At 73.4% G+C, this 15889-nt stretch carries 13 protein-coding genes and 1 pseudogene; 9 read left to right on the forward strand and 5 right to left on the reverse strand.

Translation table 11 applies throughout. The features are described from left to right. Positions 1–96: 96 nt before the first annotated feature. The 4 genes and pseudogenes from ABD317_RS22175 to ABD317_RS22190 all read left to right on the forward strand — a co-directional run bounded on the left by ABD317_RS22175 (position 97) and on the right by ABD317_RS22190 (position 6686). Positions 97–1059: a 4-(cytidine 5'-diphospho)-2-C-methyl-D-erythritol kinase gene (locus ABD317_RS22175; protein ID WP_344291689.1), complete on the forward strand. Its 963-nt coding sequence runs from the start codon at positions 97–99 to the stop codon at positions 1057–1059. Between the two features lie 721 nt (positions 1060–1780). Further along, a pseudogene (locus ABD317_RS22180) lies at positions 1781–3610 on the forward strand (ABC-F family ATP-binding cassette domain-containing protein); the annotation flags it as partial. A gap of 153 nt (positions 3611–3763) precedes the next feature. Continuing rightward, a complete protein-coding gene (locus ABD317_RS22185; protein ID WP_344291690.1) occupies positions 3764–5566 on the forward strand; it encodes an outer membrane protein assembly factor BamB family protein in 1803 nt (600 codons plus the stop codon). Positions 5567–5669: 103 nt separating this feature from the next. Beyond that, positions 5670–6686 (forward strand): TIGR04222 domain-containing membrane protein, encoded by a 1017-nt coding sequence (locus tag ABD317_RS22190; RefSeq protein ID WP_344291691.1) that lies wholly within the window; start codon positions 5670–5672, stop codon positions 6684–6686. 156 nt (positions 6687–6842) lie between these two features. Here ABD317_RS22190 and ABD317_RS22195 read toward each other — a convergent pair whose 3' ends face one another. Further along, positions 6843–7244 carry an ATP-binding protein gene (locus ABD317_RS22195; RefSeq protein ID WP_344291692.1) on the reverse strand — a complete coding sequence of 134 codons (402 nt, stop codon included), beginning with the start codon at positions 7242–7244 and terminating at the stop codon, positions 6843–6845. Here ABD317_RS22195 and ABD317_RS22200 point away from each other — a divergent pair. Next, the gene (locus ABD317_RS22200; RefSeq protein WP_344291693.1) at positions 7203–7862 is read left to right on the forward strand and encodes a DUF5753 domain-containing protein; all 660 of its coding nucleotides are present in this window, start codon (positions 7203–7205) and stop codon (positions 7860–7862) included. The genes ABD317_RS22195 and ABD317_RS22200 overlap by 42 nt on opposite strands. Then, a complete protein-coding gene (locus ABD317_RS22205; protein ID WP_344291694.1) occupies positions 7849–8058 on the forward strand; it encodes a DUF397 domain-containing protein in 210 nt (69 codons plus the stop codon). The genes ABD317_RS22200 and ABD317_RS22205 overlap by 14 nt, the downstream gene beginning before the upstream one ends. Before the next feature lie 55 nt (positions 8059–8113). On the opposite strand, the gene galK is transcribed toward ABD317_RS22205, so the two are convergent. The 3 genes from galK to galT form a co-directional block, all read right to left on the reverse strand. Next, positions 8114–9361 (reverse strand): galactokinase, encoded by a 1248-nt coding sequence (galK, locus tag ABD317_RS22210; RefSeq protein ID WP_344291695.1) that lies wholly within the window; start codon positions 9359–9361, stop codon positions 8114–8116. Beyond that, positions 9358–10353, reverse strand: coding sequence for a UDP-glucose 4-epimerase GalE (galE, locus tag ABD317_RS22215; RefSeq protein WP_344291700.1), 996 nt, complete (start codon positions 10351–10353; stop codon positions 9358–9360). Before galE ends, galK begins: the two co-directional genes overlap by 4 nt. Before the next feature lie 65 nt (positions 10354–10418). Continuing rightward, on the reverse strand, positions 10419–11507 hold the full coding sequence (gene galT, locus ABD317_RS22220; protein WP_344291696.1) for a galactose-1-phosphate uridylyltransferase: 1089 nt from the start codon (positions 11505–11507) through the stop codon (positions 10419–10421). Between the two features lie 283 nt (positions 11508–11790). Here galT and ABD317_RS22225 point away from each other — a divergent pair, with 283 nt between their 5' ends. Further along, positions 11791–13461 carry a sodium:solute symporter family protein gene (locus ABD317_RS22225; protein WP_344291697.1) on the forward strand — a complete coding sequence of 557 codons (1671 nt, stop codon included), beginning with the start codon at positions 11791–11793 and terminating at the stop codon, positions 13459–13461. Between the two features lie 9 nt (positions 13462–13470). Next, positions 13471–13836, forward strand: a complete 366-nt coding sequence (locus ABD317_RS22230; RefSeq protein WP_344291698.1) for a hypothetical protein — start codon at positions 13471–13473, stop codon at positions 13834–13836. A 43-nt stretch (positions 13837–13879) separates the two neighbouring features. On the opposite strand, the gene ABD317_RS22235 is transcribed toward ABD317_RS22230, so the two are convergent. After that, entirely contained in the window at positions 13880–14575 is a 696-nt protein-coding gene (locus ABD317_RS22235) for a LuxR C-terminal-related transcriptional regulator (RefSeq protein WP_027754580.1), read from the reverse strand. Positions 14576–14925: 350 nt separating this feature from the next. Between ABD317_RS22235 and ABD317_RS22240 the strand changes: the two genes are divergently transcribed. Continuing rightward, positions 14926–15738 carry a response regulator transcription factor gene (locus ABD317_RS22240; protein ID WP_344291699.1) on the forward strand — a complete coding sequence of 271 codons (813 nt, stop codon included), beginning with the start codon at positions 14926–14928 and terminating at the stop codon, positions 15736–15738. The last annotated feature ends 151 nt before the right edge of the window (positions 15739–15889 follow it).

The following is a 15889-nucleotide window of genomic DNA, read 5'->3' on the forward strand; positions in this document are numbered from 1 at the left end:
CTCGCCGCAGGCCCGCGGCGAGTCGCTGACCATCGAGGACTTCGCGCGGATCGCGGAGTCCCGGCACCGGACCGCCACCACGAGGAGCAGCACGCCGTGACATCCGGATCGACCCCGCCCGCCGGCCCCGCCGGTTCCGCCGCCGCGCGGAGCGTCACCGTCCGCGTACCCGCGAAGGTCAACGTGCAGCTCGCCGTCGGCCCGCCGCGCCCCGACGGCTTCCACGACCTCGCCAACGTCTTCCTCGCCGTCGGCCTCTACGACGAGGTCACCGCCACCGCGGCCGACGAGCTGCGCGTCACCGTCTCCGGCCCCGACGCCGCCGCCGTACCCACCGACACCTCGAACCTCGCCGCCCGCGCGGCGCAGCTGCTCGCCGCCCGGCACGGGCGGGAGCCGCACGTACACCTGCACATCGCCAAGGACATCCCCGTCGCCGGCGGCATGGCCGGCGGCAGCGCGGACGGCGCCGGGGCGCTGCTGGCCTGCGACGCGCTGTGGGGCACCCGGACCGGCACCGACGAGCTGCTGCGGATCTGCGCCGAGCTGGGCAGCGACGTGCCGTTCAGCCTGGTCGGCGGCGCGGCGCTGGGCCGCGGCCGCGGCGAGCAGCTCACCGCGCTGGCGGCGAAAGGCCCGCTGTACTGGGTCTTCGCGGTGGCCGACGGCGGGCTGTCGACGCCGGAGGTCTACGGCGAGTTCGACCGCCTCGCGGCGGACCGCGCCGTACCGGACCCGGACCCGTCGCCCGCGGTCCTCGACGCCCTCGGCTCCGGCGACCCGACGGCCCTGGCCGCCGCCCTGGCGGCCATCGCCGGCGGCAACGACCTGCAGCCCGCGGCACTCTCCCTGCGCCCGTCCCTGGCCGGCACCCTGGCGGCCGGCACCGCGGCCGGCGCCCTGGCCGCCCTGGTCTCGGGCTCGGGCCCCACGTGCGCGTTCCTGGCGCCGGACGAGCCGGCGGCAACGGAGATCGCCACGGCACTGGAGACGTCGGGCACGTGCCGCAAGGCCCGCGTCGCCCAGGCCCCGGCCCCGGGCGCGTCGGTGGTGAGCTGAGCCACCCGCCAGCCCACGCCCGCGCCCGCGCGCGTAGCGCGGCGGGGGTCTGGGGGCGCAGCCCCCGGTATGGGAGCGGTCGGGGAGTGGTTCCGTCCGGCGGACGGCCCGGGTGTCCGTGTCATGGGCGTGGAGTGGGGCACCGCCCGCGTCCGGCCGCGGGCGTGGGCGCGCGGCGGCGTGGCCCTGCGCGTAGCGCGGCGGGGGCTGGGGGCGCAGCCCCCGGGGAGTGGTTCCGTCCGGCGGACGGCCCGGGTGTCCGTGTCATGGGCGTGAAGCGGGGCACCGCCGGGCGCGGGCGTGGGCGTGGGCGCGCGGTGGTCCTGCGCGTAGCGCGGCGGGGGTTTGAGGGCGGAGCCCCCGGTACAGGCCCCGCGCGTAGCGCGGCGGGCGGCCTCGGGCGCTCGGCCGGGTCGAGTCCGTGGTGCGGCCCTGCGCGTAGCGCGGCGGGGGGCTGGGGGCGCAGCCCCCGGTATGGGAGCGGGCCGCGTTCCGGTGTGAGGGCCGGTTGCCGCTTTGCGGCGCCGTGGGGTCCGGGGCGGAGCGCCCCGGTTCCGGTGCGTGCGCGCGTCCCGGGGGACCGGGGGCGGAGCCCCCGGGTTCGGGAAGGGGCGGGGTGGGGAAAAGCCGCCGGACGCCCGCGCCGGGTCGGGAACTACCCTGGGAGGCCGCCCGCCGAGGCCCCCGCCCACCCCGACCCCGCGAGGAGCACCGCACCGCCATGGCCGCCGCCAACCTGGTCAACCTGGAAGCCGTCGACAAGGTCTACGGCACCCGCGCCCTCCTCGACGGCATCTCCCTCGGCGTCGCCGAAGGCGACCGCATCGGCGTCGTCGGCCGCAACGGCGACGGCAAGACCACCCTCGTCCGCCTCCTCGCCAAGCTCGAAGACCCCGACGCCGGCCGCGTCACCCACACCGGCGGCCTCCGCCTCGGCGTCCTCACCCAGGGCGACACCCTCGACCCCGCCGCCACCGTCCGGCACGAGGTCGTCGGCGACATGGCCGACCACGAGTGGGCCGGCGACGCCCGCGTCCGCGACGTGCTCACCGGCCTCTTCGGCGGGCTCGACCTGCCCGGGTTCGAGCACGGCCTGGACACCGTCATCGGCCCGCTCTCCGGCGGCGAACGCCGCCGCATCGCGCTGGCCCGGCTGCTCATCGGCACCCCCGACCTGATCGTCCTGGACGAGCCGACCAACCACCTCGACGTCGAGGGCATCGCCTGGCTCGCCGAGCACCTGCGCACCCGCCGCGCCGCGCTCGTCGTCGTCACCCACGACCGCTGGTTCCTCGACCAGGTCTGCACCCGCATGTGGGACGTCCAGCGCGGCGCCGTCCACGAGTACGACGGCGGCTACTCCGACTACGTCTTCGCACGCGCCGAGCGGGCCCGTATCGCCGCCACCGAGGAGGCCAAGCGGCAGAACCTCGTGCGCAAGGAGCTGGCCTGGCTGCGCCGCGGCGCCCCGGCCCGCACCAGCAAGCCCCGCTTCCGCATCGAGGCCGCCAACGCGCTCATCGCCGACGTGCCGCCGCCGCGCGACTCCGCGGAGCTGATGAAGTTCGCGAACTCGCGCCTCGGCAAGACGGTCTTCGACCTGGAGGACGTCACCGTACGGGCCGGGGACGGCCCCGACGGCAGGGTGCTGCTGAAAGGGCTGACCTGGCAGCTCGGCCCCGGCGACCGCGTGGCGGTCCTCGGCGTCAACGGCGCCGGCAAGACCTCCCTGCTGCGCGCCCTCGCCGACGCCGCCCGCTCCGGCGGCGAGGAGCAGCCGGCCGCCGGGCGGATCGCCGCCGGGCGGACCGTGCGGCTCGCGTACCTCTCGCAGGAGGTCACGGAACTCGACCCGGCCTGGCGGCTGCTGGAGGCGGTCGAGCGCGTACGGCAGCGGGTGGACCTCGGCAAGGGGCGGGAGATGACCGCCTCGCAGCTGTGCGAGCAGTTCGGCTTCGGGCGCGAGAAGCAGTGGACGCCGGTGGGCGACCTGTCCGGCGGCGAGCGGCGGCGGCTGCAGCTGCTGCGGCTGCTGATGGACGAGCCGAACGTGCTGTTCCTCGACGAGCCCACCAACGACCTGGACATCGAGACCCTGACGCAGCTGGAGGACCTGCTCGACGGCTGGCCGGGGACGCTGGTGGTCATCAGCCACGACCGGTACTTCGTCGAGCGGACGACGGACACGGTGCACGCGCTGTTGGGCGACGGCACGCTGCGGATGCTGCCGGGCGGCATCGAGGAGTACCTGCGCCGGCGGGCCCGGGTCCGCGAGACGCAGACGCCGCAGCCCGCGCGGCCCGCGGAACCCGCCGCGGGCGCCGCGGCCGGCGAGGTGTCCGCGGCGGACGCGCGGGCGGCGAAGAAGGAGCTGCAGCGCATCGAGCGGCAGCTGGACCGGATCGGCGGCAAGGAGAGCGAGCTGCACGCCGCGATCGCCGAGCACGCGACGGACTTCGAGCGGGTCGCGGAGCTGGACGCGCGGCTGCGGCAGCTGGTCGCCGAGCGCGAGGAGCTGGAGCTGCGCTGGCTGGAGCTGACGGAGTCGGCGGAGTCCGGGGCTGCGCGGCGAGCCGGCCGCGGCGGCGGTCCCGGGCGGCCGGCGGGGCGCCGGTACGCGGGCGGGGCGGCTGTCGGCCGCGGGTGGTAGAAATGAGCCACGCGACCGCAGTTCGTACGCACAGCCATCCGGGGGGACAGGGACATGTCGCAGCCGCCACCGCCGCCGGGCCAGCCGCCGTCCGGCGGCTTCGGGCCGCCGCCGTCCGAGGATCCGCAGCAGCCCGGCTACGGGTATCCGCAGACCCCGCCGCCGCCCGCACCCGGCGGCGGCTTCGGCGCGCCGCCGGAGCCCGCGCCGCCGGAGCAGCAGCCCGAGTACGGCTACCCGTCGCAGCAGCAGCCGTACGGCTACCCGCAGCCCCAGCCCCAGGTCCCCCCGGGGCAGCCGCCGCACACCCCGGCCCCGCAGCCGTACGGGCAGCCGCAGCAGCCGCAGCAGTCCCAGCAGCAGCCTCAGTACAGCTATCCGCAGCCGGTCCCGCCGCACTCCGGCGGCTACCCCCAGGCGCAGGTCCCGGGCCTGCCCGACGGGCCCGCGGCGGCAGCCCAGAAGCTCGTCCCGGTGTGGGCGGTCATCGCGGCCGTGCTGGCGATCGTCCTGGTCGCCGGCGGCACGGGCTGGTTCCTCGTCCGTGACGACGGCGGGGCGCAGGCCGGCGGGGGCGGTGGTGGCGGCGGTGACGGCAAGGAGAAGTCCGTCAGCCAGAGCAAGCCCGCGAGCACGGACGGCGAGTTGCTGTTCGGCGTCCCGTACCCGGAGGTCGAGGCGGACCAGACGGCGACGGTCGACGGCCAGTGGGCGACGGAGAAGATCTACGCCAAGGCCGACCTGAACGCCGTGCGGGGCTACGACACCGGGACCGGCAAGGAGACCTGGGAGCTGCCCACCGACGGCCTGGTCTGCGGCGGCTCGCGGGCCGTCACCGACGACGGCAAGGCCGCCATGCTGGTGGAGGACGGCAAGGTCTCCGGCGCGGACGACTTCAGGCCGTGCACGGAGATCGTGGTCTTCGACGTCAACAGCGGCGACGAGCTGTGGCGGAACCACGTGCCGACCGCCGACGAGAACGTGAAGTTCGACCACGTGACCATCGCCGGTGACACGGTGATCGCCTCCGGCCTCTCCGGCTCCGCGGCGTTCCCCCTCTCCGGCGGCGACCCGGTCTGGAAGACCAAGACCACCACCGAGTGCAAGGACCACGACTACGCCAGCGACGGCACGAACCTGCTCGGCCTGGTCTTCTGCGGCTCGCTCCAGGAGGACATGAAGGTCCAGAAGGTCGATCCGGCCACCGGCGGCATCTACTGGTCGTACGACGTGCCGGACGGCGTGCAGAGCGTGCAGGTGCTCTCCGTCGAGCCGCCGGTGATCACGATCGGCGCGGGCAAGACCACCGAGACCGACATCTTCGCCCTCGAAGGGGGCAAGCTGCGCTCGAAGATCTCGCTGGGCACGGAGACGGAGGGCCCGCGCTACCCGCCCGGCTGCGACTACTCCGACGGCGCCGAGTCCTGCACCTCGGTTGCGGTGGACGGCGACACGATGTACCTGCCGTCGCGTGAGCACCAGGGCAAGAGCGAATACGGCGACACGAACGAGATCGTCGCCTTCGACCTCGGCACCGGCAAGCCGACGAAGAAGTACGACGCCGGCGAGCGGCGCACGATGGTCCCGCTGCGGGTGGAGGACGGCAAGATCATCGCGTACCGCAGGGGGACGTACGACACCGGCGGCGAGATCCTCGCGATCAACCCGAAGTCCGCGAAGGAAGAGGTCTGGCTGGAGCTGCCGAACGGCACGGCGGAGGCCGAGGCGTCGTTCACCTATGGCGACCAGGTGCCGTACATATTCGAGCACGGCCGGTTCTACCTGGCGAAGGATCTCGTCAGCGACCGCCCCGACGAGGAGTACATGGCCCTCGCCTTCGGCAGCAAGGACGAGTGAAGGCTCCCCCGCCTCACAACGGCACCCTCTCCTGGTGTGACCCGAAGACGACCTCTCCGCGGCCATGGGACCCCTCCCGAGGTGGCGGGGGGAGGATACGGGCATGTCTGTGGACTGGACCTGCATGTCTGTGGACTGGACCTGGTATGTGGTGGCCACGCTGTCGTTATTGGCCGTCTGTGAGGCGACCGCCATCGCGTTGCTGGTGTTCACGGCCGTCCGGCACCGGCGGGTGACGAGGGGGTCGGTGCCGCCGGGACCGGAGGTCGACCTCTCGGTGCTGACGCCGGAGGGGCTGGCGGTGCTGGCGGAAGGAGAAGAGCGACTCCCGGAGGTGGCGTTGGCGCGGCTTCACCTGGACGGGCAGGTGGAACTGCGCGACGGAGACCTGGTCCTGACGACCGGCGGGGAACGCCGCGCGGATCCCGAGGCGGATGACGGCAGTGCCGTGGTACGGCAGGCGATCATCGATAAACTGCGCCGTAAGAAGCGGATGGCCGTCAGGGACGCGCTGTACGCGGGGCGGGTGCCGGAAGCGGACGCGGCAGACCGGCGTCTCCTGACCGAGCTGGGACTGTGGGAGCCCGCAGCCGAGCGCAACGCCAGAGTCCGGGAGCTGTCGGTGCTCGTCTGGGCAATCGTCACGTTCTTCGCCGGGATAGCCTGCGTCGTGTGCGCCTTCCTCGTTCAAGAGGATCCGGCCAACGGGTCTGTTCCGCACAACGGGTTTGTTCGGGAGTACTTCATTTCGCTCGCGCTTCCGGCGGGGGCTGGGGTGTTGTACGCCGTGGCCTTCCGGAGTACCGGCGGTGCCCTCCGCCCGCTCGCACCCCGTGGTGTTGCGCTGGTGAAGGAGGAGACGGCAAGGCTGCGAACGCCGGGGCCGACCGGCGATGCGCTGCTGCGCTTTGTCGCGTTGCACGGCCTGGAGGGACTGGCGAAGTTGGAGGAGAGGCTGAGCGCCAAGGTGCGACGTGAGTTCACCCGCTCGGGACTCATGGCCACCGTCTCGTTCGCCGGCAGCATTCCCAAGGACGATCCCGTCCGATTCAACGGTGGCGCCGGCGGTGGCGCCGGTGTCGGCGGTGGGGGCGGCTGTGGCGGTGGGGGCGGCTGCTGAGCGTCGCGCGGGCAAGGTAGCGGCGGGCGATGACCGGCACGATCCCGCGGGCGGCCTGGCAGCGCGTTAGCTGGGCTGCGGCCGTGAGCTGGTGGTGTGCAGGCCGGCCGGGTGGCTTCCACCGGCGCCACGCGCACCAGGTCGCCGGTCCTGTCTTCAGCGGGCCCGGACGTCGAACTCCGCGTAGACCAGCTTGCCGATCCCGTCACGCGCACGCACGCCCCAGCGGTCGGAGAGAGCGGCGACGACGAGGAGGCCGCGGCCGGACTCGTCGCCTTCCGCGGCGCTGCGCGGCTGGGGTGCGGCGGAGTTGCCGTCGTGGACCTCGACGACCAGGGCGGTCTCGGACAGTGACAGGCGTACGAGGAAGAGTCGCCCCGGTCGGCCTCCGTGCAGCAGGGCGTTAGTGCACATTTCGGAGACGCAGGTGCGGACGTCGTCTACGTCGACGGGGCCGGACCAGTCGGCGAGGGCCCGGGTGGCGAACAGGCGGGCACGCCTGACCGAGGCCCTGCTGTGGGGCTGGCCAAGGAGACGAAGGCGCGCGGGTGGTGGCACGCGTACGGCGAGGTGATCCCGGACGGGTTCGACGTGTACGTGGGCTTGGAGGACGCGGCGTGGAAAGCGTCCACGTATGAGAGCGACCTCGTGCCGGGGTTGCTCCAGACTGCAGGATACGCGCGTGCCATTATGCGCGCGGATCAGCCGGACATCAGCGAGGAGGACCTCGACCGACGGGTGCGGCTGCGCACCGACCAACAGGCGCTGCTGACTCGGGTCACGAGGCCGCTGGAGTTCGAGGCGGTGCTGGGTGAGGCAGTCCTGCGTCGGTCGATCGGCGGGCGCGAGGTGATGGCGGAGCAACTGGCGCATCTGGTCTATGTCGCCGAGCGGCCGAACGTCACCCTCCGGGTCGTGCCGTTCGCCGCGGGGATGCATCCCGGGGTTCTCACCGGCGCGTTCGTACTGCTGCGCTTTCCGCTCAACGGCGACGGCAGCGAGTCGGAGCCGCCCACGGTCTACGCTGATGGCTACACGGGGGGCCTGTACCTCGACAAGCCGCATGAGATCGAGCAGTACGACCGGGCGTTCCGGGGCATCAGGGAAGCAGCACACGATGAGCAGGCGTCGCTGCGTCTGCTGGCTGAAGTGGCAGGGAGTTATGAGAAAGGGTGAGCTGCCTCGCGCAGCGTGGTTCAAGTCCAGTTACAGCAACGGGAACGGCAACTGCGTTGAGGTGGCGTTCGGCCACGGCGCGGTGGCCATGCGGGACAGTAAGCAGCACGGCGCCGGTCCCGTCCTGACCGCGACCCCCGAGGCGTGGCGGGCGTTCGTCGCGGGTGTCGTGCGCGGGGAGTTCGGCGAGTCGTAAACGTTCCGTCCCTACTGTCCCCGCCCGCCGTGCGTTGGCGGGCGGGGACCGCCAGTCACCGCAGGCGGCGGGCGCCCGCGCCGGGGACGGCGGGGAAGACCCGCGGCGGGCGGAAGTCCGCCGCGGTGAACGCCGACTCGACGGCCTTGGCGACCGCTTCGGCCGCGTCCGTCTCGACCAGCACGATCGCCGAGCCGCCGAAGCCGCCGCCGGTCATGCGCGCGCCGAGCGCGCCCACGGCGACCGACGACTCGACGACCACGTCGAGTTCGGGGCAGGAGACGCGGAAGTCGTCGCGCAGCGAGGCGTGTCCGGCGAGCAGCACGGGCCCGATGTCGCGGGTGCGGCCGGCGTCGAGCAGCGCGATGCACTCCTCGACGCGGCGGTCCTCGGTGACCACGTGCCGTACGAACGGGCGCACCGCCGGGTCCGTCAGCCGGGCCAGCGCGGCGTCCAACTCCGCGTACGGGACGTCCCGCAACGCCGGTACGCCCAGCGCCCGGGCCGCCGCCTCGCAGCCGGCGCGCCGCTGTGCGTACTCGCCGTCGCCCAGGGCGTGTTTGACCTGGGTGTCGACGACGAGCAGGGTGAGGCCCTCGGCGGCCAGGTCGAAGGGCACGGCGCGCTCCGTGAGGTCGCGGGTGTCGAGGTGGAGCACGTGGCCCGCGGTGCAGCACGCGGACGCCATCTGGTCCATGATCCCGCTGGGGACGCCGACGAAGTCGTTCTCGGCGTGCTGGCTGACCTTCGCCAGCCGTACGGGGTCGAGGCCCAGGCCGTGCAGGTCGCTGAGGGCCAGCGCCGTGGAGACCTCCAGGGCCGCCGACGAGGACAGCCCGGCGCCCGTGGGGACCGTGCTCTCGTAGTGGATGTCGGCGCCGCCGAAGTCCGCGAAGGCGGGGACGGTGCGGCGCAGGGCCCACACCACGCCCGCCGGGTAGGCGGCCCAGCCGCCGCGGTCGCCGCCCACGGCCAGGGGATCGATGCTGTTGACGTCCAGCTCCACCAGGCGTGGGCCGGCGTCGCCCGAGTGCAGCCGCAGCACGCCGTCGTCGCGGCGGCGGGCGGCGGCGACGGTGGTGTGCGGGAGGGCGAGCGGCATGACGAAGCCGTCGTTGTAGTCGGTGTGCTCGCCGATGAGGTTGACGCGGCCGGGCGCGGCCCACAGGCCGGCGGGCTGCTCCCCGTACAGCTCGGCGAAGGCCGCGGCGGCAGCCGCCGCGCCGGCCCCGCCGCCGTCCTCCGCGCCCAAGCCCTCCGCGGCCCGCGCCGCCGCCGTCCCCGTCGTCTCTTCAGCCGTCATCTGTCCCCTCCGCCTGCACCGGTGTCCGCGCCCGCGACCCGCCGTGCGAAGTCCCAGGCGTCCGACACGATCCCCGCCAGCTCCGTACGCGACGGCCGCCAGCCCAGCTGTTCCTTCGCCGCCTCCGCGGACGCCACCAGCACCGCGGGGTCCCCGCCCCGCCGCGGCGCGACCACCTCGGGCACGGGGTGCCCCGTGACCCGGCGCACCGTGTCGACGACCTCGCGCACGGAGAAGCCCGCGCCGTTGCCGAGGTTGCAGATGCGGTGCTCGCCCGGGCGCACGGCGTCGAGCGCGAGCAGGTGCGCCTCGGCGAGGTCCGCGACGTGGATGTAGTCGCGGATGCAGGTGCCGTCCGGGGTGGGGTAGTCGTCGCCGAAGACCGAGATCGACTCGCGGCGGCCCAGGGCCACCTGGAGCACCAGCGGGATGAGGTGCGACTCCGGGTCGTGCCGCTCGCCGTACGGGCCGCCGCCGTCGGGCGGGAAGTACGCGCCCGCGACGTTGAAGTAGCGCAGCGACGCGGCGGCCAGGCCGTGGGCGTGGCACTCGGCGCCGATCATCTGGTCGACGGCGAGCTTGGAGGCCCCGTACGGGTTGGTCGGCGCGGTGACGGCGTCCTCGGTGATCGGCACGGACTCCGGCTCGCCGTAGGTGGCGGCGGTGGAGGAGAACACCAGCCGGCGCACGCCCGCGTCGCGCATGGCGGCCAGCAGCTCCAGGGTGCCGCCGACGTTGTTGCGCCAGTACTTCTCGGGGTGCGCGACGGACTCGCCGACCTGCGAGGAGGCGGCGAAGTGCAGCACGCCGTCGTACGAGGAGTCCAGCCACTTCGCGGCGTGCTGGATCCGGTCCTCGACGAACTCGGCGCCCTCCGGCACCCCGTCGCGGAACCCGGTCGTCAGGTCGTCGACCACCGTCACCCGGTGCCCGGCGGCCAGCAGGTGCGCCGCGACGACGCCGCCCACGTACCCGGCGCCACCGGTCACCAGGTACCTCCGGCCGCCCCCGGCCCCTGCGCCCCCGCCGGCCCCTGCGCCCCCGGCTACGTTACGACTCACTTGCCCGCTACCTCTCGCAGTCGTTCCGCCGCCCGCTCCGGCGGCACATCGGTGACAAAGGCGTCCATCGCGGACTCCGAGCCCGCCAGATACTTCAGCTTTCCCGGGCTGCGCCGGATCGTGAACAGTTCGAGGTGCAGAGCGTAGTCATCGCGCCCCGCCGCCCGCACGGGCGCTTGGTGCCAGGCCGAGATATACGGCGTCGGAGGCTCGTCCGGCCCGAAGATACGGTCGAACCTGCGCAGGAGTTCGAGGTAGACCTCGGGGAACTCCGCGCGCGCGGCGTCGTCCAGCGCCGGCAGGTCGGGCACGCGGCGCCGCGGGTAGAGGTGGACCTCGTACGGCCAGTGCGCGGCGTACGGCACGAACGCCACCCAGTGCGCCGCCTCCAGCACCACGCGCGTGCCGGCCGCGGTCTCGGCGCCGACGACGGTGTCGAAGAGGTTCTCGCCCGTCTCCGCCCGGTGCTCCTCGACGCACCGCATCATCTGCGCGGTGCGCGGGGTGACGTACGGGTAGGCGTAGATCTGGCCGTGCGGGTGGCCGAGGGTGACGCCGATCTCCTTGCCGCGGTTCTCGAAGCAGAAGACCTGCTCGACGCCCGGGAGTTCGGCCAGCTCGGCGGAGCGATCGGTCCACGCCTCCAGCACCAGCGCGGCCTGCCCGGGGGAGAGGCGGGCGAAGGAGGCGTCGTGGTCGGAGGTGAAGCAGACGACCTCGCAGCGGCCCGCGCCCGGGGCGCTGACGAACGGCGGTTCGCCGGTCGCCGGTCCGGGGGCCCCGGTCAGCGAGGGGAAGCGGTTCTCGAAGACGGCGACCTCGTAGTCGTCGGCGGGGATCTCGCTCAGCCGCCCGCGGCGCGAGGGGCACAGGGGGCACTCGTCGGCGGGCGGGTGGTAGGTGCGGCCCTGGCGGTGTGAGGCGACGACGACCCACTCGCCGCGCAGCGGGTCGAAGCGCGCCTCCGAGGCGGTGCGCGTCGGCTCCAGGGGGCGGCGGTCGGCCGCGTCCCGGACGGCGTCGTCACGCGCGTCGAAGTAGATCAGCTCGCGACCGTCCGCGAGCCGCGTGTGCGTCTTCTTCACTGGAGCCTCTTCCTCGGCCCTGGCCTGCCTGCCCTGCCCGCCGGTCGTCACGGTCCCGTTGCCGTTGCGCTGCCGTTGCCCAAACACAATCGAACACAATGAACCACAAGCCAACAGGGGAGTCAATGTCGGAGCGTCGCCTGCTCCAATTTATCCCTTATCAGACATTCTGGGTGCGAGATCCAACAGGCAAGTAAGCAGTCCCAACAGAAGCATTCGGAAACCAACGCCACCCGCCCGGCTTCGCCTTCCGTACGCGCCACGCACTGAACCGGACCCGCACATGCACCCACTCGCGGCAGAGCTGCGACTCGACACCAACGCGCTCGACTACGTGATCATGGCCCTGTACTTCGTCGTCGTGCTCGGCATCGGCTTCCTGGCCCGGCGAAGCGTCAAGACCAGCCTCGACTTCTTCCTCTCCGGCCGCTCCATGCCCGCCTGGATCACCGGCCTGGCGTTCATCTCCGCCAACCTCGGCGCCACCGAGATCCTCGGCATGGCCGCCAACAGCGCCCAGTACGGCGTCTACACCACCCACTGGTACTGGATCGGCGCCATCCCGGCGATGGTCTTCCTGGGCCTGGTGATGATGCCCTTCTACTACGGCTCGAAGGTCCGGTCGGTGCCGGAGTTCCTGCTGCACCGCTACGACCGCGGCGCACACCTGCTCAGCTCGGTGCTCTTCTCCTTCGCCGCCGTGCTCATCGCCGGCGTCAACCTCTACGCCATGGCCATCGTCGTCGAGGCGCTGCTCGGCTGGCCGGAGTGGGTCGCGATCGTCGTCTCCGCCGCCGTCGTCCTCGTGTACATCACCCTCGGCGGGCTGTCCTCCGCCGTCTACAACGAGGTGCTGCAGTTCTTCGTCATCATCGCGGCCCTGCTGCCGCTGACGATCCTCGCGCTCAAGCACGTCGGCGGCTGGGACGGCCTCAGCGACACCCTGACCGAGTCCCGCGGCGGCGACTTCATGACCGCCTGGGGCGGCACCGGCATCGGCAGCGACAACCCGCTCGGCGCCAACTGGCTGACCATCGTCCTGGGCCTCGGCTTCGTCCTCAGCTTCGGCTACTGGACGACCAACTTCGCCGAGGTGCAGCGCGCGCTGTCCGCCAGGAACCTCTCCGCCGCCCGGCGGACGCCGCTCATCGGCGCGTACCCGAAGGTCTTCATCGTCTTCCTGGTGATGATCCCCGGCCTGGTCGCGGCGGCCCTGGTGCCCGAGATCGGCACGTCCGGCTCGGACCTGACGTACAACGACTCGATCCCGTTCCTCATGGAGCAACTGCTGCCCAACGGCATGCTGGGCGTCGCCGTCACCGGGCTGCTGGCGGCGTTCATGGCGGGCATGGCGGCGAACGTGTCCTCGTTCAACACGGTGTTCACCACGGACATCTGGGAGCCGTACGTCAAGCGGGGCCGGACGGACGCGTACTACCTGCGCTTCGGGCGGATCATCACCGTGGTCGGGGTGGCGGCCAGCGTCGGCACGGCGTTCATCGCGTCCAGCTTCAGCAACATCATGAGCTATCTGCAGACGCTGTTCTCCTTCTTCAACGTGCCGATGTTCGTGGTCTTCATCATCGGCATGTTCTGGAAGCGCACGTCCGTGAGGTCCGGCTTCTGGGGGCTGTTGGTCGGGACGGTGGCCGCGATGCTCAACTACTTCTGGATCTACAAGCAGGACGTCATCAGCATCCCCAGCGACCAGGGCGCCAACTTCGTCTCGGCGATCGTCGGCTTCGTCGCCGGCGCGGTCGTGATGGTGATCGTCACCGCGTTCACGAAGCCCAAGCCCGCCGAGCAGCTCGCCGGCCTCGTCTACGGCACCCGCTCCCCGGGCATGTCCGAGCCCCCCGCCGAGGGCGACGACGCCTGGTACCGCAGCCCGGCCCTGCTCGGCTGGGGCGTGATCGTTCTGGCCGCCCTCTGCTACCTCCCCTTCTCCTTCTAGGAGCGCACCATGAGCGACACCAACGGGCACCCGGACGGCCCGGGCCACGGCGACCCGGACCCCGAAGAGCTGGCGCACACGGTCGAGGAGCTGGAGCGCAAGTCGGCGACGGCCAGCAGGCTGTTCGACGTGCGGCGCATGATCGGCGGGCTGTTCGTCGTGTACGGCGTGATCCTGGTGATCGTCGGCGCCTTCGACTCCGACGCGGAGGTCGCCAAGGCGGCGGACGTGCGGATCAACCTGTGGACGGGGCTGGGGATGCTGGCGCTCGGGCTGTTCTTCCTGGGGTGGCAGCTGCTGCGGCCGATGCGGCCGCCGTCGGCGGAGGAGCTGGCGGAGGCGATGGAGGGCGGGCCCCGGCCGGACGGCCACTGACCGGTACGCCCTGACGGCTCCCCGCCCTGACGGCTCCGCGCCCCTACGGCTCCCCGCCGCCGTCCGCCGCCGGGCGGGCGGCGGCGCGGTCCAGCAGCCCCGTACGGGCCGCCAGCGCCGCCGCTTCGAGCCGGGAACCCACCCCGAGCTTCATCAGCACCCGCTGCACATGCGTACGGGCCGTGCTCGCCGCTATTCGCATCCCCGCCGCGATCAGCCGCGTGTCCTCGCCCTCCGCCACCCGCACCAGCACCTCGACCTCCCGCGGGGTCAGCAGCTGCAGCAGCCGGGCGCCCTCGTCGTCCGGCTCCGCCGCCGGGTTGAGCAGCTCCGTGAACGCGCTCTGCAGCAGCTGCGGCGCCACCGCCGCCTCCCCGGCGCGCGCCTTGACCAGCGCCCGCTCCACGCCCTCGATGCGCTCGTCGTGCCGCACGTACCCGGAGGCGCCCGCGGCGAACGCCGCCGCTATGCCGCGCGGGTTCGGCACCGGGCCGAGCACCACCACCGCTATCTGCGGCCGCTCGCGCTTGATCCGCAGCACCGGTTCGAACGCCCCGGGCGCGGCCGGGGCCGCCGTGCCCAGCAGGCACACCTCAGGTCCTCTGCTCACCACCAGCTCCGCGGCGCCCGCCGTGGGCGCGGCCGCGGCCAGCACCCGGTGCCCGCGCAGCTTCAGCGCGGACGCGAGCGCCTCGGCGAGCAGGCGGTGCTCGTCGACCACGATCAGCCGAACGGCCATCACGCCCTCCCCCGGGGGTCTACTGCCCCGGCAACGTACAGCCTTACCGCACCCGTGCCCGCCGGAACTCCGGAATCCATCCCCAACAGGCCCGTATCCGGCCGGTTTCTACGCCGCGTGGCGAACTCGCCACGGAAAGTCGGCCGTTGGGCTTCCCTTGTCGGTCCCGCGCCCTAGGCTGTGGGGGCAGCACCGGTGGGGGCCGGTGCCGTTCAGGGGGCGAGACCGTGGGTACGGCGCACGGGGCGGGGTAGCTATGGGACGCGGCGGCGGCCGCAGCTCATCCAGGCGCTCTACGCTCCGTGCGCCGTATCCCGCGAGTTCTGGTTGTCCGCGACATGGGGGTGTCCGTGGTTCGTATCCGGGTCCTGGTGGCCGATGCCCACCGTGTGTTCGCCGAGTCGCTGGCCGCGGCGCTGGCGGCCGAGCCGGATGTCGACGTGCTGCCGGCCGGCAGCGGTCAGGCGGCGCTGCGCTCGCTGGAGCGGGCCGCCGCGGAGGGCCGCCGGTTCGACGTGTTCCTGGTCGACGCCGACCTCGACCGGGACGGCTCCGCGGCGGCCCCGGCGCCCGTGCCCGTGCAGGCGGTCGTGGGCAACGGCTCGCCGGCGGGCGCGTCCCCGTCCGGCGCTCCCGGTGCGTCCGGTGCGTCCGGTGCGTCCGGCGGGATATCCCTCACGGCGCGCGTCCGCTCCGCCCACCCGCAGACGCGCACGGTGGTGCTCGCGGCCCGCGACGACCCGGCGCGGGCGGCGGCGGCCGTGCAGGCCGGCGCGTACGGCTGGGTCGCCAAGGACAGCTCGCTGTCCCGGCTGCTGGCGGTGATCCGGGGCGTGCTGCGCGGCGAGACGCATCTGCCGCCCGCGCTGCTCACCGGCGTGCTGCGGGAGCTGACCGCGGCCCGGGAGCACCGTACGGAGAGCGAGCAGCTGGTCGAGTCGCTGACCCCGCGCGAGCACGAGGTGCTGCGCTGCATGGTCGCGGGCCTGGGCCGCAAAGCGGTCGCCGAGCGGCTGTACCTGTCGCCGCACACGGTCCGTACGCACATGCAGAACGTCCTCGGCAAGCTGGGCGTGCACTCGACGCTGGCCGCGGTCGCGCTGGCCCGCCGCGCCGGCGTGGGCCCGGTGGACCTGGCCGAGCCGGCCCGCGTGGGCGGCTAGCGCCGCGGCACCGGAGGGCCGGCGGCCGGGGTCGACGTGCGTACGCGGCAGGGGCCGGGCCCTACGGGGTGGACCCCGGTGGCGGTGCCGGGCTCCCCGCGCCGATGCGCGCGGAGCGCGGCTGCGTCGCGTCCTGCCGGCGTACGCATCC

Source organism: Streptomyces synnematoformans (assembly GCF_039531005.1).
In the GTDB taxonomy this organism is placed as follows: domain Bacteria; phylum Actinomycetota; class Actinomycetes; order Streptomycetales; family Streptomycetaceae; genus Streptomyces; species Streptomyces synnematoformans.

Coding starts and splice junctions, on each gene's coding strand:
- ABD317_RS22185 (WP_344291690.1), top strand. CDS start 3,764: ATGTCGCAGCCGCCACCGCCGCCGGGCCAGCCGCCGTCCGGCGGCTTC.
- ABD317_RS22190 (WP_344291691.1), top strand. CDS start 5,670: ATGTCTGTGGACTGGACCTGCATGTCTGTGGACTGGACCTGGTATGTG.
- ABD317_RS22205 (WP_344291694.1), top strand. CDS start 7,849: ATGAGAAAGGGTGAGCTGCCTCGCGCAGCGTGGTTCAAGTCCAGTTAC.
- galK (WP_344291695.1), bottom strand. CDS start 9,361: ATGACGGCTGAAGAGACGACGGGGACGGCGGCGGCGCGGGCCGCGGAG.
- ABD317_RS22225 (WP_344291697.1), top strand. CDS start 11,791: ATGCACCCACTCGCGGCAGAGCTGCGACTCGACACCAACGCGCTCGAC.
- ABD317_RS22230 (WP_344291698.1), top strand. CDS start 13,471: ATGAGCGACACCAACGGGCACCCGGACGGCCCGGGCCACGGCGACCCG.
- ABD317_RS22235 (WP_027754580.1), bottom strand. CDS start 14,575: ATGGCCGTTCGGCTGATCGTGGTCGACGAGCACCGCCTGCTCGCCGAG.